This window comes from Nocardioides carbamazepini (assembly GCF_024614185.1).
GTDB classification, from domain to species: domain Bacteria; phylum Actinomycetota; class Actinomycetes; order Propionibacteriales; family Nocardioidaceae; genus Nocardioides; species Nocardioides carbamazepini.
Window position 1 is genome coordinate 548,698 of the sequence record NZ_JAHTLF010000013.1, and the last position, 23,317, is coordinate 572,014.

At 71.0% G+C, this 23,317-nt stretch carries 23 protein-coding genes; 7 read left to right on the forward strand and 16 right to left on the reverse strand.

Going from position 1 to position 23,317, the window contains the following annotated elements; genetic code table 11:
- Window positions 1-262: 262 nt before the first annotated feature.
- Genes KVF89_RS09475 through glf form a run of 4 tightly spaced genes read right to left on the reverse strand, consistent with a single transcriptional unit; the run spans window position 263 to window position 5,128 of the window.
- Entirely contained in the window at window positions 263-1,024 is a 762-nt protein-coding gene (locus KVF89_RS09475; RefSeq protein ID WP_257425151.1) for an ABC transporter ATP-binding protein, read from the reverse strand.
- Entirely contained in the window at window positions 1,024-1,908 is an 885-nt protein-coding gene (locus KVF89_RS09480) for an ABC transporter permease (protein WP_257425152.1), read from the reverse strand. The genes KVF89_RS09475 and KVF89_RS09480 overlap by 1 nt, the downstream gene beginning before the upstream one ends.
- A complete protein-coding gene (locus KVF89_RS09485; protein ID WP_257425153.1) occupies window positions 1,905-3,920 on the reverse strand; it encodes a glycosyltransferase in 2,016 nt (671 codons plus the stop codon). The genes KVF89_RS09480 and KVF89_RS09485 overlap by 4 nt, the downstream gene beginning before the upstream one ends.
- Complete coding sequence (gene glf / locus KVF89_RS09490) at window positions 3,917-5,128, reverse strand: UDP-galactopyranose mutase (RefSeq protein WP_257425154.1); 1,212 nt, start codon at window positions 5,126-5,128, stop codon at window positions 3,917-3,919. The genes KVF89_RS09485 and glf overlap by 4 nt, the downstream gene beginning before the upstream one ends.
- Window positions 5,129-5,226: 98 nt before the next feature.
- Between glf and KVF89_RS09495 the strand changes: the two genes are divergently transcribed.
- Entirely contained in the window at window positions 5,227-6,363 is a 1,137-nt protein-coding gene (locus KVF89_RS09495) for a phosphatase PAP2 family protein (RefSeq protein ID WP_257425155.1), read from the forward strand.
- On the opposite strand, the gene KVF89_RS09500 is transcribed toward KVF89_RS09495, so the two are convergent.
- Genes KVF89_RS09500 through KVF89_RS09510 form a run of 3 tightly spaced genes read right to left on the reverse strand, consistent with a single transcriptional unit; the run spans window position 6,272 to window position 8,503 of the window.
- Window positions 6,272-7,174 carry a glycosyltransferase family 2 protein gene (locus KVF89_RS09500; RefSeq protein ID WP_257425156.1) on the reverse strand — a complete coding sequence of 301 codons (903 nt, stop codon included), beginning with the start codon at window positions 7,172-7,174 and terminating at the stop codon, window positions 6,272-6,274. The two genes, KVF89_RS09495 and KVF89_RS09500, sit on opposite strands and share 92 nt — an antisense overlap.
- Window positions 7,171-8,079, reverse strand: coding sequence for a glycosyltransferase family 2 protein (locus KVF89_RS09505; protein ID WP_257425158.1), 909 nt, complete (start codon window positions 8,077-8,079; stop codon window positions 7,171-7,173). The genes KVF89_RS09500 and KVF89_RS09505 overlap by 4 nt, the downstream gene beginning before the upstream one ends.
- A 31-nt stretch (window positions 8,080-8,110) precedes the next feature.
- Window positions 8,111-8,503, reverse strand: a complete 393-nt coding sequence (locus KVF89_RS09510; protein ID WP_257425159.1) for a hypothetical protein — start codon at window positions 8,501-8,503, stop codon at window positions 8,111-8,113.
- A 64-nt stretch (window positions 8,504-8,567) separates the two neighbouring features.
- On the opposite strand from KVF89_RS09510, the gene KVF89_RS09515 reads away from it, so the two are divergent.
- The gene (locus tag KVF89_RS09515) at window positions 8,568-9,335 is read left to right on the forward strand and encodes an inositol monophosphatase family protein (RefSeq protein ID WP_257425161.1); all 768 of its coding nucleotides are present in this window, start codon (window positions 8,568-8,570) and stop codon (window positions 9,333-9,335) included.
- A 658-nt stretch (window positions 9,336-9,993) separates the two neighbouring features.
- Window positions 9,994-11,415 carry an HNH endonuclease signature motif containing protein gene (locus tag KVF89_RS09520; RefSeq protein ID WP_257425163.1) on the forward strand — a complete coding sequence of 474 codons (1,422 nt, stop codon included), beginning with the start codon at window positions 9,994-9,996 and terminating at the stop codon, window positions 11,413-11,415.
- A 106-nt stretch (window positions 11,416-11,521) separates the two neighbouring features.
- Here the strand turns inward: KVF89_RS09520 and KVF89_RS09525 are convergent, their stop codons facing one another.
- The 3 genes from KVF89_RS09525 to KVF89_RS09535 form a co-directional block, all read right to left on the reverse strand.
- The gene (locus KVF89_RS09525; RefSeq protein ID WP_273475363.1) at window positions 11,522-12,016 is read right to left on the reverse strand and encodes an NUDIX hydrolase; all 495 of its coding nucleotides are present in this window, start codon (window positions 12,014-12,016) and stop codon (window positions 11,522-11,524) included.
- A gap of 102 nt (window positions 12,017-12,118) precedes the next feature.
- On the reverse strand, window positions 12,119-13,591 hold the full coding sequence (locus tag KVF89_RS09530) for an LCP family protein (protein WP_257425164.1): 1,473 nt from the start codon (window positions 13,589-13,591) through the stop codon (window positions 12,119-12,121).
- A 55-nt stretch (window positions 13,592-13,646) separates the two neighbouring features.
- A complete protein-coding gene (locus KVF89_RS09535; RefSeq protein WP_257425165.1) occupies window positions 13,647-14,630 on the reverse strand; it encodes a threonine ammonia-lyase in 984 nt (327 codons plus the stop codon).
- Window positions 14,631-14,714: 84 nt separating this feature from the next.
- On the opposite strand from KVF89_RS09535, the gene KVF89_RS09540 reads away from it, so the two are divergent.
- Window positions 14,715-15,596 carry a LysR family transcriptional regulator gene (locus KVF89_RS09540; protein ID WP_257425167.1) on the forward strand — a complete coding sequence of 294 codons (882 nt, stop codon included), beginning with the start codon at window positions 14,715-14,717 and terminating at the stop codon, window positions 15,594-15,596.
- Here the strand turns inward: KVF89_RS09540 and KVF89_RS09545 are convergent, their stop codons facing one another.
- Entirely contained in the window at window positions 15,597-16,103 is a 507-nt protein-coding gene (locus KVF89_RS09545) for an acyl-CoA thioesterase (protein ID WP_257425168.1), read from the reverse strand. It lies immediately after the preceding gene.
- Between the two features lie 23 nt (window positions 16,104-16,126).
- On the opposite strand from KVF89_RS09545, the gene KVF89_RS09550 reads away from it, so the two are divergent.
- On the forward strand, window positions 16,127-17,362 hold the full coding sequence (locus KVF89_RS09550; RefSeq protein ID WP_257425170.1) for an LCP family protein: 1,236 nt from the start codon (window positions 16,127-16,129) through the stop codon (window positions 17,360-17,362).
- A 25-nt stretch (window positions 17,363-17,387) separates the two neighbouring features.
- On the forward strand, window positions 17,388-18,251 hold the full coding sequence (locus KVF89_RS09555; RefSeq protein WP_257425171.1) for a crotonase/enoyl-CoA hydratase family protein: 864 nt from the start codon (window positions 17,388-17,390) through the stop codon (window positions 18,249-18,251).
- A gap of 13 nt (window positions 18,252-18,264) precedes the next feature.
- On the opposite strand, the gene KVF89_RS09560 is transcribed toward KVF89_RS09555, so the two are convergent.
- Window positions 18,265-18,408, reverse strand: a complete 144-nt coding sequence (locus KVF89_RS09560; protein WP_257425172.1) for a DUF1059 domain-containing protein — start codon at window positions 18,406-18,408, stop codon at window positions 18,265-18,267.
- 83 nt (window positions 18,409-18,491) lie between these two features.
- Here KVF89_RS09560 and KVF89_RS09565 point away from each other — a divergent pair, with 83 nt between their 5' ends.
- Entirely contained in the window at window positions 18,492-19,781 is a 1,290-nt protein-coding gene (locus KVF89_RS09565; RefSeq protein WP_257425173.1) for a glycoside hydrolase family 6 protein, read from the forward strand.
- Window positions 19,782-19,867: 86 nt separating this feature from the next.
- On the opposite strand, the gene KVF89_RS09570 is transcribed toward KVF89_RS09565, so the two are convergent.
- The 4 genes from KVF89_RS09570 to KVF89_RS09585 form a co-directional block, all read right to left on the reverse strand.
- Window positions 19,868-20,449, reverse strand: a complete 582-nt coding sequence (locus KVF89_RS09570) for an LPXTG cell wall anchor domain-containing protein (protein ID WP_257425174.1) — start codon at window positions 20,447-20,449, stop codon at window positions 19,868-19,870.
- 68 nt (window positions 20,450-20,517) lie between these two features.
- Window positions 20,518-21,312 (reverse strand): class E sortase, encoded by a 795-nt coding sequence (locus KVF89_RS09575; protein WP_257425175.1) that lies wholly within the window; start codon window positions 21,310-21,312, stop codon window positions 20,518-20,520.
- A gap of 69 nt (window positions 21,313-21,381) precedes the next feature.
- Window positions 21,382-21,945: a hypothetical protein gene (locus KVF89_RS09580; RefSeq protein ID WP_257425177.1), complete on the reverse strand. Its 564-nt coding sequence runs from the start codon at window positions 21,943-21,945 to the stop codon at window positions 21,382-21,384.
- A gap of 174 nt (window positions 21,946-22,119) precedes the next feature.
- Window positions 22,120-23,271 (reverse strand): acyl-CoA dehydrogenase family protein, encoded by a 1,152-nt coding sequence (locus KVF89_RS09585; protein WP_257425282.1) that lies wholly within the window; start codon window positions 23,269-23,271, stop codon window positions 22,120-22,122.
- Window positions 23,272-23,317: the final 46 nt, after the last annotated feature.

Consider the following 23,317-nt stretch of genomic DNA (forward strand, 5'->3'; position numbering starts at 1 on the left):
GTTCAATCTGCGCCGGGTCAGCGACATCCAGAGTTCAGTCCGCGCCGGGTCAGCGATGCGCTCGCGCCATCCAATCAGCGCGCGGCTACGGCGGGAGCACGGGACGAGGAGGCGCAGGGAGCGAGGAACGAGCGACCGGAGCCGACGAGGCCCGCGCTATCGCCGTGCCGCAGGGTGGCCGCCAGGCGGACGCGACTCCTACCGGCCTCGACCGCGTGCGCGCCAGCGCGGCGCGAGGAACGAGCGACGCGCTCGCGCCGTCCTATATGTCGTTGGCGATCTCGTCGTCGAGGTCGTCGCCCTCGTCGTAGCGCAGGTAGTGCACCGCCTCGGTCGGGTCGCCGTCGAAGCCGAGGCGCCCCTTCTCCAGGACGAGCACGCGGTTGCACATCTTGATGACCGAGTCCGGCGAGTGGCTGACGTAGAACAGGGTGCGCCCGCTCTTGCGGATCTGCCGCATCTTCTTCATGCACTTGACCCGGAACGGCTTGTCACCGACGGCGAGGACCTCGTCGGCGAGGAAGATGTCGGAGTCGACGTGGATCGCGATCGCGAAGCCGAGCCGGGCCTTCTGACCGGACGAGTAGTGGCCGACGGGGCCGTCGAGGGTGTGGCCGAGCTCGGCGAACTCGACGATGTCGTCGAGCTTGCGCTTGATCTCCGCCTCGGTCATCCCGAGGATGGCGGCGTTGAGGTAGAGGTTCTCGCGGCCGGTGAGCTGGTTGTGGAAGCCGGCGCCGGTGGCGATCAGGCCGGCGATCCGGCCGCGGGTGAGGATCGACCCCTCGTCGGGCTTCATCACGCCGTTGATCATCTTGAGCAGGGTGCTCTTGCCGGAGCCGTTGAGGCCCATGATGCCGATCGACTCGCCCTGCTCGACGGTGAACGAGACGTCGTCGACTGCCTTGAAGGTCTCGGAGGTCGGCCGCCCCTTCGCCTTGGCGACCGCGACCTCCTTGAAGGTGCGGTGGTAGCGCAGCGTGAAGTACTTGGTGGCGTTCTCCACCACGATCGATGTGGCCATCAGAGGCGCTCCGGGATCTTGTTCTCGAGTCTGCTGAAGACGAACTGCGCGACACACAGGATCAGCAGCGAGACCCCCACGATGATCGCGCCGTTGAGCAGCAGATGGTCGGGCATCGCCGCGACGGACTTGTGCCCGGGGTCGACCGTGCCCACCCAGAACGCCCGCTGGAAGAGCAGGACGGCGTCGGCCAGTGGGTTGTAGAGGTAGTACTGGGCGAACCGGCCGAAGCGGTCGTCGACCATCTCGTAGGAGTACATCATCGGCACACCCCAGCGCACGAAGTTGTTGAAGACGCTGACGATATTGCCGAAGTCGCGGAAGAAGACGTTGGCGGCGCTGAAGAACAAGGCGCCGGCCAGGCCGAGGGTCCCGCAGATCAGCAGGCCGAGCAGGAGCGCGACGAAGTCGACAGGTTCGGGCGTCCAGCCCGACAGCAGCGAGGCGATGGTCAGGATCACGAGTTGCGGGACGACGTGATAGAGGGAGACCAGCATCGTCGCGACCGGGAACATCTCCCGCGGCATCGCCATCTTCACGACCAGGGCCCGGTTGCGCACGATGGAGCGGGTCCCCGCCCCGAAGGTCTCGGTGAAGAAGTGCACCACCGTCAGGCCGGCGAAGAGGTGGATCGCGAAGTTCGGGATCTCCGCGTGCAGGTTGAAGATGAACCCGACCACGAAGTAGTAGATGCAGAACTGCGTCAGCGGGTTGATGTAGGACCAGATCAGGCCCAGGAACGTCCCCTGGTAGCGGGCGCTGATCTCGCGGGTGACCAGCAGCTTGAGCAGGTAGCGCCGGCGCACGACGCCGATCAGGCCGTTCTCCGAGGCAGGTGGCCGTAGCGGCGGCAGACCCGACTCGTCCGGCACGACCGCGCTCACCGCTCGTCCCCGTCGGCCCAGGGGGCGAAGGTCTTCTCCCAGGTGTCGGGCGAGGTGATGTCACCGAGCGCGCCGCGGTACTGGCCGGCGATCTCGTCCCAGTCGCGGCGGAACCGGTTGTGCAGCTCGACGGTACGACGCACCAGCGCCTTGTAGCGCTCGCGGTCGCGCTGGTAGAGCGCGGCGGAGGTGCCGTCGTTCATGGAGACGACGGCGGAGTCGAAGCCCGCGATGCGGTACCACTTGGCGTCCATCGCGCGGATCTCCACCTCGGGGAACTCCCGGGACAGGTCCCGCGGCCTCTTGAGCTGACGGATCGGCGCGAGCCCGGCGGTGATCACCTTGGAGAGGCGGCCCGGGACGTCGCTGAGGTCCTTGCCCTTGCGCGGCGGCTTCTCGCGCCGGACCGGTGGAAAGTCGTCGGGATCGGCGTGGAGCTGCGCGTCGGTGAACTGCTTGCGGAACGCGTTCACCTCGCCCAGGCGGGTGCCGAGCATCCCGTGCAGGCCGTGCGGCCCCGCCAGGACGTCCTCGAGCGCCTGGATCCGCAGCTCGACCGTGGAGTACTGCATCGACACGAGGTGGGCCAGGTCGAAGGCGAAGCTCTCCTGCAGCAGCCGTCCGCCGCGCGGGTAGCCGGAGTGCAGCAGCGCCGCCACGAAGCGGTTGCGCTGGTGGAAGTAGGCCTGCCAGTCGAGAGCGTCGTTCTTGTCGGTCCACGGGACGTGCCAGACCGCGGCGCCCGGGAAGGTGACCGTCGGCACGCCGGCCGCCTTCGCGCGCAGGCCGTACTCGGAGTCGTCCCACTTGATGAACAGCGGCAGCGACAGGCCGATGTCCTCGAGCACCTGGCGCGGGATCATGCACATGAACCAGCCGTTGAAGTCGACGTCCTGCCGCTTGTGCAGCCACCGCGCGGAGCGCAGGTTGCGGGCGCCGAAGTCCCAGTCCTGGAAGCCGTCCTTGGGCGACATCCACCAGAACCGGTAGGGCTGGACGATCTCGCCGAAGCTGTGCAGCCGGCTCTTGGCGTAGAGGCTGAACATGTGGCCGCCGACGATCGTGGGCCGCTTCGCGAGGTCGCCGAAGGTGACCGCGCGGATGATGCCCTCGGGCTCGCAGACGACGTCGTCGTCCATCATCATCGCGTACGTCGCGGTGCCCTTGCGGACCGACTCGAGCTGCCCCCGGGCGTAGCCGCCCGAGCCGCCGAGGTTGCCCTGCTGGAGCACCCGGAGCCGACCCTCGAGGCCGGCCTCCGCGCCGGGGAAGAACTCGCTGTCGCGGACCAGCTGGGTGCCCTGCTCCATCACGAAGACCGTGTCGAGGTAGGGCAGCAGCTCGGCGGTGCCGAGCTGGGCGAGCAGCTTGGCGCAGAAGTCGGGCCGGTTCATGGTGGTGATGGCGAGGTCGACGGTTCCGTGCTCGGCACGGTCCGCGGGGACCGCTGCTGTCCATTCAGCGGACTCGACCGTGACGTCGCCGTGGCCGGCCACGACGTCGTACCAGTACCAGCCGCCGTCGATGAACGGCCCCAGGGTGAGCTCGAAGGTCAGCGTGGTCGGGCCCTCGGCCTCGGTGACCCCGCTGTCGACCTTCTGCTGGCGTCCGTTGGCCATCGACTTGTTGACGATGACGGTCGCCCCGGAGCCGCGCACGGTCACGGTGAGGGTCACGGCCGTGACGACGCTCCAGCGGCGCCAGTAGCTCGCCGGGAAGGCGTTGAAGTAGGTGCCGAACGAGACCTTCTCGCCGGACGGGACGAGGACCGCCGTGCGGGACAGCACCTGGTCGGGGCGCACGGTGCGGCCCGTCGCGGTCTTCTGCCGGATGGAGGCGTTGTTGAGCTCCTTGGCCGCGCGCGAGCCGCCGACGACGTACTTGTCCTCGTCGAGGCTGGGCTCCTCGCAGTCGAGGTAGAGCGGGAGGACGTCGGGGTCGGTGTCGAGCGGCAGGATCTGGCGCTGGAGCAGCCGCTGGACGGTGGTCGCTCCCTGGTCCGAGGTGCTCATGCGTCGACTCCGCCGCTCTTCAGCTCCGCGCCGTCCGCGAAGTGCGGACGCAGCTTGTTGTCGTACATCGACAGCGCGGAGGCGATGGCCATGTGCATGTCGAGGTACTTGTAGGTGCCGAGACGGCCGCCGAAGAGCACCCTGAACTGCTCCGTCTCGCGCTCGGCGAGCGCTCGATAGCGCTGGAGCTTCTCGCGGTCCTCGGCGGTGTTGACCGGGTAGTACGGCTCGTCGGTGTCCTCCGCGAAGCGGCTGTACTCCCGGACGATGACGGTCTTCCCCTCGGGGTAGTCGCGCTCGGGGTGGAAGTGCTTGAACTCGTGGATCCGGGTGAAGTCGACGTCGGGGTCGGGGTAGTTCATGACCGAGCAGCCCTGGAAGTCGTCGACGTCGAGCACCTCCGGTACGAGGTCGACGGTGCGCCACGACAGGCGACCCTCGCTGTTGGCGAAGTACTCGTCGACCGGGCCGGTGTAGACGATCGGGACCTTGCCCTGGTAGCGGTCCGCCACGCCGTCGGCGAGGAAGTCGGTGTCGAGGACGACCTCGATATTGGGATGGTCGGCCATCCGCGCCAGCCAGGCGGCGTACCCGTCGGTGGGCAGGCCCTCGTACTTGTCGTTGAAGTAGCGGTTGTCGTAGGTGTAGCGCACCGGGAGCCGCGAGATGATGTCGGCCGAGAGCTCCTCGGGCGGGGTCTGCCACTGCTTGGCCGTGTAGTGGGCGATGAACGCCTCGTAGAGCGGGCGGCCGATGAGCGAGACGCCCTTCTCGACGAAGTTCTCCGGCTCCTTGCCACCCAGCTCGGCGGCCTGCTCCTTGATCAGCTCGCGGGCCTGGGCCGGCGTGTAGGCGGCGTCGAAGAACTGGTTGATCGTGCCGAGGTTGATCGGCAGCGGGTACACCTGCTGGTGGTGGGTGCTGTAGACCCGGTGCTGGTAGCCGGTGAACGAGGTGAACCGGTTGACGTACTCCCACACCCGCTCGTTGCTCGTGTGGAACAGGTGCGCGCCGTACTTGTGCACCTCGATCCCGGTCTCGGGCTCGGGCTCGCTGTAGGCGTTCCCGCCCAGGTGGGAGCGGCGCTCGATCACCAGGACCTTGAGGTCGAGGTCGGCGGCGCAGCGCTCGGCGATGGTCAGGCCGAAGAAGCCGGAGCCGACGACAACCACATCTGGGAGGCCGGGGTTCGACGAGGTGACAGACACGATCGGTCAGTTTACGGATGTTCCCCTCCCTTCCCCATTCGCAACGCGCGGCGGGTGCTGATCGGCTCCCTGTCGGACCGGACGCATATCCTGTTCTGGTGTACACGCACCAGACGACCGGACGCGGCGCGCCATCGTTCGCCCTCGCATGGCTCGCCGGACTCGGGCTGGCCGTCCTCACCGTGGTCTTCTCCCAGGTCGAGAACATCCCGATCCAGGACCCCGACAGCCTGGTCCCGGGCTACATCCGGTTCCCCGCCATCGTGCTCGGCGCGATCGCCCTCGACGTCGTGCCCCGCACCCTGCTCGCGGCCGGCCGGCCCGGTGGCGACTGGCTGCGCCGGATCGGGCGCACCTTCCGCACGGTGCTGCGCGAGCGCTGGCCGCTGTCGCACTGGAAGTTCGCGCTCAACGGCGTCATCGCGTGGTACCTCTGCTACGCCGCCTTCCGCAACGTGAAGAGCATGGCGCCGTTCGTCCACGAGAAGATCTACGACGACCCGCTGGCCGATCTCGACAAGTTCCTCTTCGCCGGTCACGACCCGGCGGCCATCCTGCACGCCTGGTTCGGCACCGGTCTCGCCGCCCACTTCTTCTCGGCGGTCTACATCGTCTGGATCGCGCTGGTGCCGGTGTCGATCGCGATCGCACTGGTCTGGACCCGGCACACCCGCGCCGGTGAGTGGTACGTCACTGCCGTCGCCGTCGACTGGGCGCTCGGCGCGGTGCTCTACGTGGTGCTCCCGACGGTCGGGCCGATCTACTCCGACCCGCGGACCTTCGCGGCGCTGCCCGACACCTACGTGAGCCGGCTGGCGAGCTCCATGTGGGACGACCGGGTCGCCGTCCTCGCCGATCCCGTCGGCGCGGGCACGCTGCAGACGATCGCTGCCTTCGCCTCGCTCCACGTCGGGATCATGATGACGATCTGCCTCATCGTGCAGCTGGTCAAGCTCGCCCGCTGGGTGCGGATCAGCGCCTGGACCTTCTTCGGACTGACGGTGCTCTCGACTGTCTACCTGGGCTGGCACTTCTTCGTCGACGTGATCGCCGGCGCCGCGCTGGGCGCCTTCGCGGTCTGGATCGCGGGCATCGCCACCGGCAACCGGGTGGGCCTGCGCGCCCGGCTGGTGCCGGACCCGGTCAGCGTGCCGGCGGGGTCCGCATCCCCCGGGCATCCCGGAGCGCTCGCGACACGTTCCGCGCCTCTGCCCGACCACCCCGCAGCGGACTGAGCGCGACGACGGCCAGGGCGACCAGCCACGGCTTGAGCCGCACGAGCGCGTTCTCGCCGTACCGGAAGTGCACCGCGAACAGGTTGCGGTACATGTAGTAGCCCTTCCAGCCGGCCAGGTCGTGCTGCTGGTCGAAGTCGAGCTGGCGCACGAGCACCGCGTCGCGGACCGCGCGGATCGGGAAGCCCGCCCGCCGGGCGCGGATCGCGAAGTCCACGTCGTCGTAGAAGATGAAGTACGACGCGTCCGGCAGGCCGATCCGGTCGATCACCTCACGCCGGACCAGGAAGCCCTCGAAGGCGACGTTCTCGACCTCGACCGTCGCCGGCATCTCGGCCCGGGACGCGTACGTCGAGTCGATGCTCGCCGTCTTGGGCCGGATCGCCAGCGGGTTGCGCAGGTCGAAGCGGAGGGCCGCCTTCTCCACCAGCGCGCCCGACCGGTCCTCGCGGACCGCGATCAGGCAGGAGCCGTCGGCCTCGAGCAGGCGGGTCAGGCAGTCGGGGGCCGGGATGACGTCGTCGTCCATGAGCCACATCACGTCGAAGCCCTTGTCGTAGGCGGTCTGCAGGCCGAGACGGAAGCCGCCGGCGCCGCCGAGGTTCTCCGTCGTGTGGATGGCGACCAGTCCGGCCAGCACGCTGCGCTCCAGCACCTCGCGGGTGTGGTCGGCGCTCGCGTTGTCGACCACGAACACGGCGTCGGGCGCCCGGTCGAGCGCGGCGAGCCCGGCCAGCATCCGCTCGAGGAGGTCGGCGCGGTTGTAGGTGACGACGACGACGGCGACCCGCTCGTCCGGCCGCCCGCTCACCGGAGGTACCTCCGGTGGCCGGTGAAGTCTCCCCGCAGCCCGGCGACGGCCGCCCGGGCGCTCAGCGGGATCCGCGCCGGCTGCGGCCTGGTGAACAGGTAGAACCACACGGTCTTGAGCCAGAACAGCAGCACGTGCACCCAGCCGCGGTAGGCGCGCAGGTTCAGCGTGTTGTTGCGCGCCATGCAGTAGTGCTTGAGGTCGCTGGGCGTGTGGTTGTACGTCGTGCGGCCGCGCATCATCGGCGTGCCGAGATCGTCGGTGGCCGGGTGCAGGAAGTGCGCGTCGACCACCGTGGCGATCCGGGCACCGGCCCGCTCGGCGCGCCAGAGGTACTCCACGTCGTCGCCCCAGATGAAGAACTCCTCGCGCGGCAGCCCGATCCGCTCCACCAGGTCCCGGGTCACGAGTACGCCGTTGAACGGGATCACGACGCCGTCGATGAGACCGTCCTCGGCAGCGGCCTCGACGGCCGCCATCTCGTGGACGACCCGGGTCCCGCCCGGCAGCCGGATCGGGAAGCAGAGCCGCGTCGGGTCCTGCTCCGCCAGCACCGCCGGCCCGCAGAACTCCAGCCCGTCGCGCTCCACCCGCTCGAGGAGCAGGTCGAGGCAGTCGGGCGCCGGCATGCCGTCGTCGTCCATCAGCCAGACCAGCTCCGCGCCCTCGCGCACCGCCCAGCCCAGGCCGTGGTGGAAGCCGCCCGCGCCCCCGGTGTTGGTGGGCAGCGTCTCGTGGCTGACCCGCGGGTCGTCGAGAGCGGCGAGCCACTCCCCCGTGCCGTCCGTGGAGGCGTTGTCGACCACGAGGATCCGCTCCAGCCCGGCGATCTCCCGCAGTCGCGGGACGAGTCGCTGCAGCATCGCCAGCCTGTTGAAGGTCACCACGACGGCCTGCACACGCACGGGGGTGACCCTACTGTCCGTGCAGGCTCGATCAGGATTCGTCGGTCAGCAGCGCGTCGGGGTCCAACCGGGGCGGGACGGCGGCCAGCGCGGCCTGGACCAGCGCGGTGCGCGCCTTGACCTCGACCGCGCGCCGCAGCCGGCCGCGGCGCTGCCCCACGAGGCCGTCCACGACCTCGGCGACCACCTTGTCGTCGTAGCTCGCGCGGGTGCCGGGAGCGACGTCGACGTCCGGAAGGGCGACGAGGACGGGCAGCACCTGGTCGCCGAGCGCGTCGAGGACCTTGAAGCGCTGGTAGCGGTCCATCTGGTCCCAGGCGGTGTCGACGTCGACACCGCGCTTGCGGAGTCTGCGGTCGGCCGCCAGGACGACCTTGGCCGCGCCGGCGAGGGCCGCGGTCAGCTCGTGCTCGGTGAAGCGCATGGCCCTAGCCAACCCCACCGACCCTGGCACTGTCCCGTCGGCGGGCCCCGTTACGGTGAGCACCGTGGACACCGTCGCCGTGCTGACCCTGCTCCAGGACGTCGCGGCGGAGGTGATCAACCCCCGGTTCCGCGCCCTTGCCGACGAGCAGGTCACGGAGAAGAACCCCGGTGACCTCGTGACCGTGGCCGACCACGAGTCCGAGGCCCTCATCACCGCCGCCCTCCAGGCGGCGTACCCCGACGCGCTGGTGCTCGGTGAGGAGGCGATGGCCGCCGACCCGACGCTGCTCGACCGGTTCGCCGCCGCCGACCATGCCTTCACCGTCGACCCGGTCGACGGCACCAAGAACTTCGTCCACGGCTCCCCCGACCACGCGGTCATGGTGGCCGAGGTGCGCGGTGGCGAGGTGACGCGGGGGTGGATCTGGCAGCCGCAGCACGCGGCCTCGTACGTCGCCGAGCGCGGTGGCGGCGCCTGGCGCAACGGAGAGCGGCTGACCGTCGCGACCGCCGGCGCCGCCGTGCCCTTCCGCACCGCACGACGCGCGTGGGTCGGCAGCGAGCTCGGCGACCTGGGCACCCTCGAGCTGACCTGGGCCTGCTGCGGCGTCGACTACCCGCACCTGATCGCGGGCGACGCCCGCGCGCTCCTCTACAGCCGCAGCATGCCGTGGGACCACCTGCCCGGGGCGCTGATCCTCACCGAGGCGGGCGGCGTCATCGGGCAGCACGACGGCCGGCCGCTGGCCCCGCAGGCGCTGGCCGGCGGGATCGTCGCGGCACCCGACCGGGCGACGTACGACGCGATCGTGGCCGCTCTGCCGTTGTAGTCGACACGCATTGGCCGTCCGGGCGGGCGGGCGGGTTCATCACGGGATGTAGGTGAATCGGCACTTCCCGTGCGGAGTTCCGCTACAGATGCGGGAACTCACCTACATACCGTGATGAACCCGCCGCCGGCTCAGCAGGCGGCGGCGACGTCGTCGGTCTCGTTGGCTTTTAGCCGTCGTTGCGGGACCCGAGCGAACCGCCGGTGACGGTGCGGCTGCTCGGCGGGCTGCGGTTCCGTAGCCCGGCACAGCCCGAAAGGCAGCAACGAGGGAGGGTCGGCAGGTGGCCGGGACCCGCGGTCGGGTTGCGGGCCCGCCGACACCGAGAACCCGTCAGCAAGAAGGGACAGTCCCCGACGGTGATCGCGTCACCGTCGGCGATGACGGTGCGGTTACGGAGCTCGTAGAACGACTTGCGGGAGATGTCGTGCTCGGCGCAGAACGTCGAGACCGCACCACGGGGCGCGTCGCCTAGCCACTGCGCGGTAGCGAGACGGACGCGAGGATCGATGAGTTCGTTGGCAGCCACCGCCGAAGGATCGGATGAGAAATGTCACCACCAACAACCCCGGAAGTGTCACCCATGTCCTGAGACATCTCTTGAAGAATCGCCTGCCAAATCCCTTGATTCGAACAGGTGTTCGAGTAGACTGAGCGCATGACTTCCCCCGGAGCGCTCCACACGGCCACCACCGTGGCCGAGCGCGCCGCGGAGTTGGCCGGCCATGACTGGGACGACCTGGATGGTCCCGACGCGGTGGCGGGCGTGGAGGCGATCACCACCGCCCGCTCGTTCCTGGACGCCGCCCTCTTGCGGGGCATCGACCGGCTCGAAGCCACCGACGCCCTGCGGGACCTGGGCTGGTCTTCGACGAAGGACTTCCTGACCCACCTCACCGGCGGCCACAAGGGCACCGGCGGCGGGCTCGTGCGTGCTGTGGAGCAGTTGCGGGACCTGCCCGCGGTGCAGGCCGCGTTGGAGTCCGGGCGAGTGAGCTTGCCCCAAGCCAGGGCGATCGCGTCCAAGGTGCACACCCTGCCCCGGGTGCCGGAGTTCCGCACCGCCGTGGCCGAGAAGATGCTCGACCTCGTCGACACCCACGGTCACGACGCCAGTGACCTACAGACCGCGTTCGGTGATGTCGTGCGTGACCTCGACCCCGACGCCGAGATCGTGAACCGCGACAAGGAGAAGGCCAAAGCCGAACGCGGTGCCCACCACGCCCGGCACCTGTCCTTCGCCGAAGACGCCCTCGGCGGAGTCCGGGTCAAGGGATACGGGACCGTCGAGGACGCCGAGAAGATCAAAGCCGCCCTCCACCCGTTAGCGGCACCGGTCACTTCGGAGCCTGGTGCCTGTGGTGGTGTGAGCCGTCAACCCGAGGAGGAGATGTTCGACGACCACGGGGTCTCCACCGCCGCACCCTGTCTGACGCCCGGTTGTGGGCACGACGGGAGGGATCGCCGTGATGCCGGGGCCCGGATGTGGGACGCGCTCGTGGATGCGTGTGACCGACTCGCCAACACCGAGGGCCCCGACGCGCTGCCCCGTGACCACGGCTCCACGGCACGGGTGATCGTGCTCATCGACCAAGAGTCCCTCAAGCAGCAGGTCATCGACGCCGGACTCGCCCGCAACGGTCACACCCCCGCCGGAGCCCGGCTCTCCGCAACCGCCGTACGCCGGATCGCGTGTGATGCCGAGATCATCCCCGGCGTCCTCGGCTCCGAAGGCCAGGTGATGGACGTCGGCCGTGCCCAACGACTCGTCACCGCCGCGATCTGGATCGCACTCGTCATCCGCGACCGACACTGCTCCTTCCCTGGCTGCACCCGCATGCCCCTGGCCTGCGACGCCCACCACATCCAGCACTGGGCCGACGGCGGCACCACCAGCCTCGGGAATCTCGTGATGCTCTGCAGGCACCACCACGTGCTCATCCACCAGACCCCCTGGGCCGTGAAGATCGACGACGACACCGGACAACCCGTGTGGACCCCACCACCCAGAGCCACCCTCGACAACAATCTCCGAGCCGCCGGGATCAGCTACGGCCGCGCCCGACCACGCGCAGCCTGACCCGCCATGCGCTGACGTTCATCGCCAGCCACGGCGATCCGACCGCGATCGGCATCGAGGGCACCTCCGCCTACGGCGTCGCCCGACACGGTCACCCAACTCTATTTCAGCGCTCAGGGGCCACCTGGGCTGGTTCCCAGAGCCCATCGCTATTGATGCGATGCGTCATCAGGAAGGAGATCGGTGCATCGGACCGGTCGTTGAGCTGTTGCTCAATCAACGGCACGAGGAACGGACTTGCCGAGTCGAGCACGAACGGGTCGACCCATGCAGCCTCAAGGATCTGCGGTTCACCAGGTGGCACGCGCGGCACGCTGCCTTCGGCAGCGGTCGCCTCGAAGAAGCAGATGAGCTTCCGCTGGCGACGCTCGTGCCATTCGTGCACGCAGGAGGCAATCAGGCGACCGACCTCGACTGCGACTCCGGTCTCTTCGGCAGTCTCGCGCGCCGCAGCCTCTTCGAGCGTCTCGCCCGGATCAACGTGACCGCCTGGCAACTCCCAGCTCGTCACACCAAGCCGCTCGTGACGAATCATCAACCAGAGCCGATCCATGCGCGTCAACGCGAACGCCGTCACGGTTGTCTTCCAAGGCTCGGTCACGATCCGACCCTACGAGGACGCTGCCCAAGAGCGCTTGACGGCCAAGAGGAGCATCTATCCGTCTCCGTCTGCTCCCCTTCGACGCGTAACAGCGCCTCGGAGTCAGCAGGCGGCGGCGACGTCGTCGGTCTCGTTGGCCTTGTAGCCGTCGTTGCGGGAGCCGAGCGAACCGCCGGTGACGGTGCCCGGCTGCTCGGCGGGCTGCTCCTCGGTGGCCGGGGTCTCCTCGGACGTCGGCGCGGGGTCCGGTGTCTTGCCGGTGCCCTTCTTGGCCGCCTTCAGGTCGCCCTCGGCCTTGTCGATCGCGTCGCCGACCATCTGGTGGACGAGATCGATGTCGGGGCGGGCGGTGTCGATGCGCGGGGGGACGAGGGAGACCGAGGAGATCTTCTGGGTCCGGGCACGCAGGGCGAGCTCGACGAAGTCGCTGAGCGCGCCGCCGGGGATGTCGGTCTGGATCATCGCGCTGGAGGCCTTGGCGATCTCCTGGAAGTTGGTGAGCGCCTGCGCGGGGCTGACCTGGGAGACGAGGGCCGAGAACACGCACTTCTGGCGCGCCATCCGCGAGTAGTCGTCGGAGCCCTCCCGAGCCCGGGAGTACCAGAGGGCGTCGTGTCCGTTGAGCTTGCGCTCGCCGGGCTCGATGTAGCCGGTGACGTCCTTGCCGAGGCCGCCGACGGGGATCCGCTGGCGGACGTTGAGGGTGACGCCGCCGAAGGCGTCGACCAGGCGCTCGAAGCCGCGCATGTTGACCATGACCCAGTAGTTGAGGTCGAGGCCGGTGATCCCCTCGACCGCCGACACGGTGGCGTCGATGCCGGGGGTCTCGGAGTCCTGGAACAGGTCGGTGTGGTCACCCACCCAGGTGCTGACGCCGTTGAGGTAGCAGCCGTCGCAGTCGAAGCCCTTGGGGAACTGCTCGTCCATCACGCTGCCCTCGCGGAACGGGAAGTTCTGCATGTTGCGCGGCAGGCCGATCATCACGGTGCGACCGGTGGTGGCGTCGACGGAGGCGACGGTCATCGAGTCGGTGCGCAGGCCCCAGCGGTCGTTGCCGGAGTCGCCACCGATGAGCAGGATATTGTAGCGCCCGCCGTGCGCACTGCCGAGGTCACCGTCGGCGAACATCGTCAGCCATTCGCGCTGGGCGGCGGCGAGATGGGCGCCGAAGAGCATGGTGCCGGCGACGGAGAAGCAGAGGATGCCGTTGACGCCGACGACCGCGCGCCGATGCGGGAGCCGCAGGCTGAGCGGCTGGCCGATCCGCCAGGCGTCGACGAAGAGCGCCGCCCAGCAGATCGCGCCGACGATCAGGTAGAGCCGGACGACGAGCATCACGGTCGGGCTGAACGCGAGCGAGAGCGCGAAGCCGTTGTCGAGCCAGCTCCAGGCGGCGACCACGGCGAGGGTGCCGAGCGACGCGAGCCAGATCCGCACGGCGACCCGGCCGATCGCCCGGTTGCCCGCCACCAGCTGCGCGGAGCCGGGCACGACCAGGGTGAAGGCCATCAGGGTCAGCGCCCGGCGGAACCGCACCCGGGCGGCGCGGTCGTCGACGGGAGTCCTGTCCTGCACCTGCCCAGTATCACCAGTCCCATGCGTCACTCGGGTGGCGACGCGCCGCGACCCCTCAGGCCGCGGCGACCGATCCCGCGAGTCGGGCGATCTCGTCGGCCGAGGCGTTGGCACCCGTGCAGACCACGGCGATCGGACCCGTCCCTGCCGCGTCGACGCCGGCGGCCGCGGCTGCTGCCGCGCCCGCCAGGGAGGCCGCTCCGGCGCCCTCGGCGAGCGTGTGCGCGCAGGTGGCGAGCAGCCGCGCGGCGGCGTCGATGGCGTCGTCGTCCACCAGCACGAAGTCGTCCAGCCGGTCGCGCAGGATCTCCTGGGTGCGCGGGTAGCCGGTCGTCGTGGCCAGTCCGGCGGCGCGGGTCGTCGCGGGCGCGGTCTCGATGGTGCCGGCGCGCCAGGAGCGCCACCCGGCGGGCGCGGCCTCGGACTGGACGCCGACGACGCGACACCCCGGCGCCAGCGCGTCGCGGACCAGGCACGCGCCCGCGGCTCCGGTGCCGCTGCCGATCGGGACGAAGAGGGTGCCCAGGTCGGGGGCCTGGCCGAACAGCTCGAGGTACGCCGTCGCGTGCCCCAGCACGATCCGCTCGTCGGTCGGGCAGATGAACGACGCGCCGGTCTCGGCCGCCAGCGCGCGGGCGTGCTCGGCCGCCTCGCCCAGGCTCGCGCCCACGAGGACGACGTCGGCGTCCAGGGCCCGCACCGCGTCACGCTTGGTCGCGGGGGCACTCTCCGGCATCACGATCGTGGCGCGGACGCCGGCCAGCCGGGCGCCGTACGCCACGGACTGGGCGTGGTTGCCGGTCGAGCAGGTGACCAGCCCGTGCGTGCGCTCGGCGTCGCTGAGGCGCGCAGCGAGGTGGACGCCGCCGCGGACCTTGAAGGCACCGGTCGGCAGCACGTTCTCGTGCTTGACCAGGACCGGACGGCCGAGCGCCCGGTCGAGCAGCGGGTGGGCCTGCAGCGGCGTGGCCGGCAGCTCACGGCCCACGATCTCGGCAGCGGCGAGGACACCGTCGAACGTCAGGTCGGAGTGCGGCATGGGTCCATCCTCGGCGACCGGACACTCATCGGTCCAATAGTTCCTTTCGAGTGAACCCATCGACGGTGTCGATATGATGACTCCGTGATTGACCTGCGCCGCCTGGAGGCCCTCGTCGCCGTCCACCGCACCGGCTCCGTCTCGGCCGCGGCGACGGCACTGCACTACGGCCAGCCGACCATCTCCCACCACCTGCGCCGGCTCGAGGCGGAGACCGGCGCCGTGCTGCTCCAGCGGGTCGGCCGCGGCGTCCGGCTCACGCCGGAGGGTGAGCGGCTGGCCCGCCGCGGCGAGGAGATCCTCGGCCTGCTGGCCCGGGCGGAGGCGGAGCTCGCGGCGACGACGAGCCTCCAGTCGGGGCGGGTCCGGCTCGCGGCCTTCCCGTCGGGCGCGGCGACGCTGGTCCCGGACGCGCTCGCGCTGCTCACCACCCGCCACCCCGGGATCGAGCTCGACCTGGTCGAGGCCGAGCCGCCGGAGGCCCACGAGCTGCTGCGCGCGGGCGAGATCGACCTCGCGCTGACCTTCGCCTACCCCGACCAGCCCGAGCCGGACCAGATCACGGTGACGCCCGTCGTCGACGACCCGCTCTACCTGGTGACGCCCGCCGACCGGGCGACCGCCGGGACCGTCGACCTCGCCGACTACGCCGGCACCGGGTGGATCACGGGCTGCGAGCGCTGCCGGCGCGAGCTCCTGACACTGTGCGCGGAGGCCGGGTTCACCCCCGCGATCGCCTTCGCCAGCGACGACTACGTCGCCGTCCAGTCACTCGTCGCGAGCGGTCTCGGGGTCACCGTGCTGCCCGGCCTGGCCCTCCGCGCGCACCAGCACCGCGACGTCGTACGACGCCCCCTGGCCGCGCACCGTCGGGTGCAGCTCTCGACCTACGGCGCTCCCCCGCGCCCGGCAGCGGTCGACGCCGTCGCGGCGGCGCTGACCGAGGTCGCCGTGCGCCCGGGGTGATCAGACGCGCGCGCGGAGCGCGTCGATCTCCTGGCGCCGCGCGAGCCGGTGGGCCCGGCGCACCTCCGCCTCGTGCATCCGGCGGCGGTCCTCGTCGGTCTCCGGCTCGAGCGCGGGCACCGGTCGGCCGCGGCCCGCCGCGTCGACCGCCACGAACACGAAGTACGCCGAGCCGACGTGCAGGACCCTGCCCGCGGCGTCCCAGGGCTCCGTCTCGATCCGGACGCCGATCTCCATCGACGACGTGCCGACCCAGTTGACCCGACCGAAGGTCCGGATGATGTCGCCCACGCGGACCGGCTCCAGGAACGCCATCTCGTCGAGGGCCGCCGTCACCGCCGGACCCCCGCTGTGCCGCTGCGCCACGACCCCCGCCGTCGAGTCGGCCAGCTTGACCACCTCGCCGCCGTGGATGTTGCCCAGCAGGTTGGCCTGGGCACGCGAGGTCAGCGTGGCCAGCTCGATGCGGGAGTACGACGGCGTGCGCGCCGCGACGATTTCGCTCACGGGCTGACGGTAGCGTCAGGCGTATGGCAGGGCGTGGCGACGGCACCGGCGACTCGGGGGACGGGGCCCCCGACGAGCAGTTCGACTGGATCTATGGCGCGCCCCGCGGCGGCTCCGACCCCGAGCCCACCCGGCGGATCCCGGTCCAGCGACGTCCCGGGGCCAACCCGCCCCCGCCCCGGACGCCGTCCCAGACGCCGCCCCAGGCCCCGCCGAGGCTGCCTCCCGCGCAGCAGTACGGCGGCGCGCCCCCGCCGACCGGGCGCCGCCCCGCGCCCGCCGCCACCCCGGCCCCTCGCGCGCCGCGGCGCAGCCGCTGGTCGCGACCACGCACCTACGTCCGGCTCGTGCTCCTGGCCCTCGTGCTGTGGCTGGTCTTCCTCGTCACCGTGCCGCTCGTGGCGTGGAACCGGGTCGACAAGGTCGACTTCGAGCCGAGCGCCGACCGCCCTGCGGAGCAGCCCGGCACGACGTACCTCCTCGTGGGCAGTGACTCGCGGGCCGGCCTGTCCCCGGAGGAGCGCAAGGAGCTCCACACCGGCGACGCCGCGTCCGAGCTGACCGACACGATCCTGCTGCTGCACACCGGCGACGGCCCGACGACCCTGGTGTCGATCCCCCGCGACTCGCCGCTGGACATCCCCGGCTTCGGTGTCAGCAAGGTCAACTCGGCCTACGCCAAGGGCGGGACGCCGCTGCTGGTGCAGACCCTCGAGAACGCGACCGGCCTGCGGGTCGACCAGTACGTCGAGATCGGCTTCGGCGGCCTCGTCGGCGTCGTGGACGCGGTCGGTGGGATCGAGATCTGCCCGAAGCAGCGGATCAAGGACAAGGACTCCGGGCTCAACGTGAAGAAGGGCTGCCAGGAGGTGGACGGCGCGACTGCGCTGGCCTACTCGCGGGCCCGCAAGTTCAGCCCGATCTCCGACCTGGCGCGGGTGCAGCAGCAGCGCGAGGTGATCGCCGCGGTCGGCGACAAGGTGCTCTCCCCCTGGTCGGTGCTCAATCCGTTCCGGTGGTGGGGCCTGAACAGCGCCGTCCCCGACTTCTTCCGCTTCGGCGACAGCACCGGCCCGGTGGACGCCGGCAAGTGGGCGCTGGCGATGACGAAGGTGAAGAAGTCGTGCACCGTGCCCCTGGCCCGAGCCGACACCACGTGGGACGGCCCGCGCGCCGAGCAGCTCTTCGGCAGGATCGCCGAGGACCGGACCGGCAAGATCACCGACGATCTCTGCACAGCCACCGGCCTCGCCCCCTGATCCCGGCACGACTCGGAGGACCCCTGTGTACGAGACCCTCACCTGGCACGTCGACGACGACGGCATCGCGACGCTGACCCTGCACCGACCGGACGCACTCAACGCGTTCGACCTGACGATGGCCCGGGAGCTGCTGCAGGTCTTCCTCACCGACGCGCGCGACGACGCGGTCCGGGCGGTCGTCGTGACCGGCGCCGGCCGCGCGTTCTGCGCCGGCATGGACCTCTCCGCCGCCGGCAACGTCTTCGGGCTCGACGAGACCCTCTCCCCCACCCCCGAGGACTTCCGGGCGGCGTACGACGAGCCGCCGTACGCCGACGGCGTCCGCGACACCGGCGGCAAGATCACCCTCGCCATCCATGCGCTGCCGAAGCCCGTGATCGCCGCGATCAACGGGCCGGCGGTGGGCATCGGCGCCACCATGACGCTCGCGATGGACATCCGGCTGGCGTCGACGAAGGCCCGGATCGGGTTCGTGTTCGGGCGGCTCGGCATCGTGCCCGAGGCCTGCTCGTCGTGGTTCCTGCCTCGCATCGTCGGCATCCAGCAGGCGCTGGAGTGGGTCTACTCCGCCGACGTCCTGACCGCCGAGCAGGCGCATGCCGGACGGCTGGTGCGCAGCCTGCACGAGCCGGAGGACCTGCTGCCGGCGGCCTACGACCTGGCCCGGTCGTTCGTGACCGACCGCTCGCCCGTCGCGCTGGGACTGGCCAAGCAGCTCGTCTACCGCAACAGCGCGGCCGCCGACCCGCTCGAGGCCCATCTCACCGACTCGCTGGCGATGTTCTGGACCTCGATCGGCGACGGCAAGGAGGGCGTCGCGGCGTTCCTCGAGAAGCGGACGCCGGCGTTCACCGGCAAGGCCTCGGAGCTGCCGCCCATCGCCTGACGGGCGGCGCGGCTCACATGGCCATGAAGAGGATCTCCTCGCGGCTGTACTCCCGGCCCGGGTGCTCGGCCGCGAGGTGGGCCTGCACCTTCTCGACCAGGTCGTCGTCGGTGTCGGCACGCAGGGTGGTGTCGCAGGGGCAGCGCAGCGAGGGCATGGGGACCTCCGGGGACCGGGAACGGGAACGTGTTCCAGTCTAGGACTTCTGGCTGTGCGGTGACCCGGGTTAGCCTCGGCGCGATGCTGCAGACCCCGGGAACCTCCGTCCACCGCGCCCGCACGGCGCTCCTGGCCACCGTGGCCCTCCTGGTGCTGGCCGGGTGCCGCGCGCAGGAGTCGCCGAGCGCCGGGTCGAGCCCTGAGCCGACGACGCCCGCGCCGAGCACGAGCGCCACGACCGCGGCCCCGCCCCCCGCGACGGTGCCGCCCCCGGCGGTGCAGCCGACGACGCCGGCCCCGCCGCCGCGGCGCACCTACCGGCCGGACAAGGAGGTCTGGCAGCGGGCCCAGCCGGCGCACGCACAGAACCTGCGCAACCCGCTCGCCGAGCGGCGCTGGGGTGTCTACCGCGGCGGGCTCGAGCAGACGTGGACCGCCTACCAGGCGGCCGGCGGCGACGCCAAGCAGCAGCTGGGCCGGATCGCGCTGCGCCCCAAGTCCCTGTGGCTGGGCACCTGGAGCGGCTCGCCGGAGCGGATCGGCTCGGTCGTGGAGGAGTACGTCGCCAACGCGTCGGGCGGCGACCGGAAGGTCCTCGTGCAGCTCGCGGTCTTCCGGATGGACCCCTGGGAGCACGCCGTGTGCAACCGCACCCCGTCGGCCGGCGCCCAGGGCGACTACCGCCGCTGGATCACCAATGCCGCCCGTGCCCTCGGCCGCCAGCACGCCGCGGTGATCCTGCAGCCCGACCTGCCGTTCTGGTGGTGCTCGAACCGCGCGGTGACCAGCGCCCTCATCAAGCACGCGGTCACGGCGTTCTCCGCGCAGCCGAACACCAGCGTCTACCTGGACGCCGGCGCCGCCGACTGGAGCAGCACTCCCCAGGTCGGCGTGCCGCGGGCCTCCCAGGCGGCCGACCTGCTGCTCGCCAACGGGATCGCCGACGCCCGCGGCTTCGCCCTCAACGCCACCCACTACGTCGGCACCGAGGAGTCCGTCGCCTACGGCGCCGAGCTGGTCGAGATCCTCCGCCAGCGCGGGGTCAAGGGCGTCCACTTCGTCATCGACACCGCCCAGAACGGCAACGGCATGACCTGGCCGGAGGTCGACGCGGAGGGCCCGGTCAACGACAACGCCCGTGTGTGCGGGTCGGCCTCGGACCGTCGGGGCTGTGTCACCCTCGGCATCCCGCCGACCTCTCGCGTGGGCGACCCCCGGTGGGGGCTGTCCGCGGAGACCACCAGGGACGCCAGGAGGTACGTCGACGGCTTCCTCTGGTTCAGCCGCCCCTGGCTGCACATGCAGGCGAACTGGCGGGGGCCGGACCGGGCGCTGGGGATGACCCGCAGCACCACCTGGTTCGCCCCGTAACCCTCCGCTGCCCTGAATTGCACCGACCCGTCGCGTTCGAACGCGACGGGTCGGTGCTTCTCAGACGTTCAGATGCGCCGGGTCGATCAGGCGACGGCCGCGATGCGGCGGCGGCCGTAGCTGACGCCACCGGCGCCGGCGACCACGAGGCCGCCTCCGAGGAGCAGCCACATCAGGTCGGGGCCACCGGTGTTGGGCAGCCCGGCGCCCTGGTCGCCGCCGCCACCGCTGCCGTTGTCGTCATCACTGTCGACGCGGAAGGTCTGGGTGGTGCCGGACGACGGCAGGAAGAGCGCGGCGTTGTCGGGCGTCAGCGCGGCGGTCGCGACGTACTTGCCCTTCGGCAGGCGCGGACCCTCGACCCGGATGGCCTGGTCGACGAAGTGCACCGTCGTCGTGAACACCGGTGCGGCAACGAGCGCGCGGGCGCCGCGAGCGGCGGTCCCGCCGGTGGCCAGCGTGATGGCGATGTTGCCGGCCGGCGGCGTCGGGTGGTTGGCGCTGGCGCTCACCTCGAGCACCACCGGCTTGCCCGCCTCGTTGGCGATCACCTTGATGGTGGTCACGGTCGGGATCTTGGGTGTGTAGCCGTCGGCCTGAGCGGGCGTCGACGGTGCGACGGCGAATGCCGCCGTGAGCATGGCGAGCGCAGCCAGCTTCTTGAGCACGTGTCCTCCTTGAACTTCCCCATGCAACGACCCGGCTCGTTCAAGGTGGCGGGCAGTGCGGAACGATCCTAGCGTGATTCGCTCTCACCCGCGGGCGTCGACTCCACCAGATGGCCGAAGACGACCGACCGGTTGTCGGTGTGGAAGATCTCCGAGCAGGTCACCAGCGTGATCAGCTGGTCGCCGATGTCGGCCGGCGGCTGGGCGCCCCCGGACGGGTTGACCGGCTTGTCGTCGAGCACCCAGGTCTCGGTGAACGGCACGATCAGGTCCTCACCGCCGGTGTCGAGGACATAGGTGTAGGTCGCCGCGCGGGTCTCCACGATCACCTCGTCGCCCGGCTCGAGCGAGGGCAGCTCGGCGAACGGCTCGCCGTGGGTCACCCGGTGACCGGCGAGCACGTAGTTGCCCACCGCCCCCGCCTCGGTGTCCTCCATGTGGCCGATGCCCGCAGCGAGGACGGCGTCGCTGGAGCCCTCGAGCACCGGGATCGAGTAGTCCTTTCCGAACCTCGGGATGTGCACGATGGCCGTCGCGTTGCCGAACTCGGTGCGCACCACGTCCTGGCCGTCGCCCCAGCCGGCCTCGAGCGCGCGGGTGACCTCGCCCTGGCGCTGCTGGGACTGCCAGTTGGTGCCCCAGAACTGCCAGGCCACCCAGCCGAGGACGGCCAGGCCCGCGGCGATCAGGCCGCAGCCGAGCCAGAAGGTGACGCGCCGCCGGGCAGGCGCCGCCGGGCCCGACGGGCCGTCCGCGGGACGCGAGCGGCGCCGGCGTACCCGGGAGGGCGCGGGACCGCTGTCGACGTCAGCGGCCGCCTCGGCCCCCGGGTCGGAGCTGTCGGGCGCGTCGGTCTGCGTCATGGGATCCCTCCTCGACGGGGCACCGCGTCGGACAGCCCCACCCCATCCAACGCGACGCGGACGCGTGTGTCACGTCCGGCGAGCTCGCTCAGCGAGTCCACCGCCGACGGCCACGAGCCCGATCCCGGCGAGGAGGAACCCCAGGTGCGGGCCACCGGTGTTGGGCAGCCCGCCGCCGCTGCTCCCACCGTTGCCCCCACCGGTCTCGCCCTCGGCGTCGACCTGGAACTTCACGCTGTCGCTGCAGCGCCCGAAACGGGTCGGGTCGTCGGGGACGAAGGTCGCGGTCGCCTGGTGCCTGCCGCGCTCGAGCCGCGGCCCGACGAGCTCGACCGTGGACCCCTCGTAGCGCACCGTCCGGGTCCACCGGTCCGCCGCCGCGGCGCGCGCGGACACGCGATCGCCGTCGACAGTGACCGTGCCCTTCGGCTGCACGCTGCCGGCCGCGGTCACCTGGACCCGCACGACAACGCGGTCGCCGGCGACGGTGGCCGGGACGGTGACCCGGCACGACGTCGGCACCGCGGGCGTATAGGGATCCGCGCTCGCGGGACTGCCGACCAGGCCCAGGAGGGCGAGCAGGAACGCGGTGAGTGCCACGACGGCACTCGACGGCACCAGGCGACGACGCATCGAACCTCATCTCTCCCGAGAGGATGACTGTGGCGCTCCGCCCGTCACCGGCCGGCGACGGGCGAACCTGTATCACCCAACCGGTGTGCTGTGAGGTTTGTTACGGCCCGGCGCGAAAGATTTTGCCCGGTTGCCGTGACGCACGGTCACACCTGGCCCGACCGGACCGCGACCTCACAGGGTGCTCTGGACCCCGGCGAGGAGCTGGCGGGCCATCACGATCCGCTGCACCTGGTTGGTGCCCTCGTAGATCTGGGTGATCTTGGCGTCGCGCATCATCCGCTCGACCGGGTAGTCGCGTGTGTAGCCGTAGCCGCCGAGGACCTGCACCGCGTTGGTGGTGACCTCCATCGCCACGTCGGAGGCGAAGCACTTGGCCGCGGCGCCGAAGAAGGTCAGGTCGCTGTCGCCGCGCTCGGAGCGGCCGGCGGCGGCGTAGGTCAGCTGGCGGGCCGCCTCGACCTTCATGCCCATGTCGGCGAGCAGGAACTGCAGACCCTGGAAGTCGGCGATCGACCTGCCGAACTGCTGGCGCTCCTGGGCGTAGCCGAGCGCATAGTCGAGGGCGCCCTGGGCGACGCCCACGGCCTGCGCGGCGATGGTGACCCGGGTGTGGTCGAGGGTCTGCATGGCGTACTCGAAGCCCTTGCCCTCCTCGCCGATGATCCGATCGCCGGGGATGCGCACGTTGTCGAGATAGACCTCGCGGGTGGGCGAGCCCTTGATGCCGAGCTTCTTCTCGGGAGCGCCGAAGGAGACACCGGGGTCGGTCTTCTCGACGACGAACGCCGAGATGCCCTTCGAGCGGGCGTCGGGGTCGGTGGTGGCGAGGACGGTGTAGAACTCCGACTCCCCCGCGTTGGAGATCCAGCGCTTGGTTCCGTTGAGGATCCAGCCGTCGCCGTCGCGGACCGCGCGGGTCTTCTGGTTGGCGGCGTCCGAACCGGCGTCGGGCTCGGAGAGACAGTACGAGAAGCCCTCGCCCGCGGCGAGGCGGCCGAGGTACTTCTTCTTGAGGTCCTCCGAGCCGCCGATCATGATCGGCAGCGAGCCCAGCTTGTTGACCGCGGGGATCAGTGAGGCCGACACGTCGGCCCGCGCGATCTCCTCGATGACGAGCACGGTGGCGAGAGCGTCGGCCCCGGCGCCGCCGTACGCCTCCGGGACGTGGGGGGCGTGGAAGTCGGCCGCCCGCAGCGCCTCGGCGGCCTCGCGCGGGTAGCGGGCCTCCTCGTCGACCTCGGCGGCGAAGGGCGCGACCTTGGCGTCGCAGATCGCGCGCACCGCCTCGCGGATGGCCTGGTGCTCCTCGGACAGGGCGTACATCGGGTGGTCGCTCACGACGGCTCTCCTGGCTCTCCCGGACTGGGCT

Coding starts and splice junctions, on each gene's coding strand:
- KVF89_RS09520 (WP_257425163.1), top strand. CDS start 9,994: ATGACTTCCCCCGGAGCGCTCCACACGGCCACCACCGTGGCCGAGCGC.
- KVF89_RS09575 (WP_257425175.1), bottom strand. CDS start 21,312: ATGACGCAGACCGACGCGCCCGACAGCTCCGACCCGGGGGCCGAGGCG.
- KVF89_RS09580 (WP_257425177.1), bottom strand. CDS start 21,945: ATGCGTCGTCGCCTGGTGCCGTCGAGTGCCGTCGTGGCACTCACCGCG.
- KVF89_RS09485 (WP_257425153.1), bottom strand. CDS start 3,920: ATGAGCACCTCGGACCAGGGAGCGACCACCGTCCAGCGGCTGCTCCAG.
- KVF89_RS09565 (WP_257425173.1), top strand. CDS start 18,492: ATGCTGCAGACCCCGGGAACCTCCGTCCACCGCGCCCGCACGGCGCTC.
- KVF89_RS09510 (WP_257425159.1), bottom strand. CDS start 8,503: ATGCGCTTCACCGAGCACGAGCTGACCGCGGCCCTCGCCGGCGCGGCC.
- KVF89_RS09560 (WP_257425172.1), bottom strand. CDS start 18,408: ATGCCCTCGCTGCGCTGCCCCTGCGACACCACCCTGCGTGCCGACACC.
- KVF89_RS09550 (WP_257425170.1), top strand. CDS start 16,127: ATGGCAGGGCGTGGCGACGGCACCGGCGACTCGGGGGACGGGGCCCCC.
- KVF89_RS09475 (WP_257425151.1), bottom strand. CDS start 1,024: ATGGCCACATCGATCGTGGTGGAGAACGCCACCAAGTACTTCACGCTG.
- KVF89_RS09535 (WP_257425165.1), bottom strand. CDS start 14,630: ATGCCGCACTCCGACCTGACGTTCGACGGTGTCCTCGCCGCTGCCGAG.
- KVF89_RS09585 (WP_257425282.1), bottom strand. CDS start 23,271: ATGTACGCCCTGTCCGAGGAGCACCAGGCCATCCGCGAGGCGGTGCGC.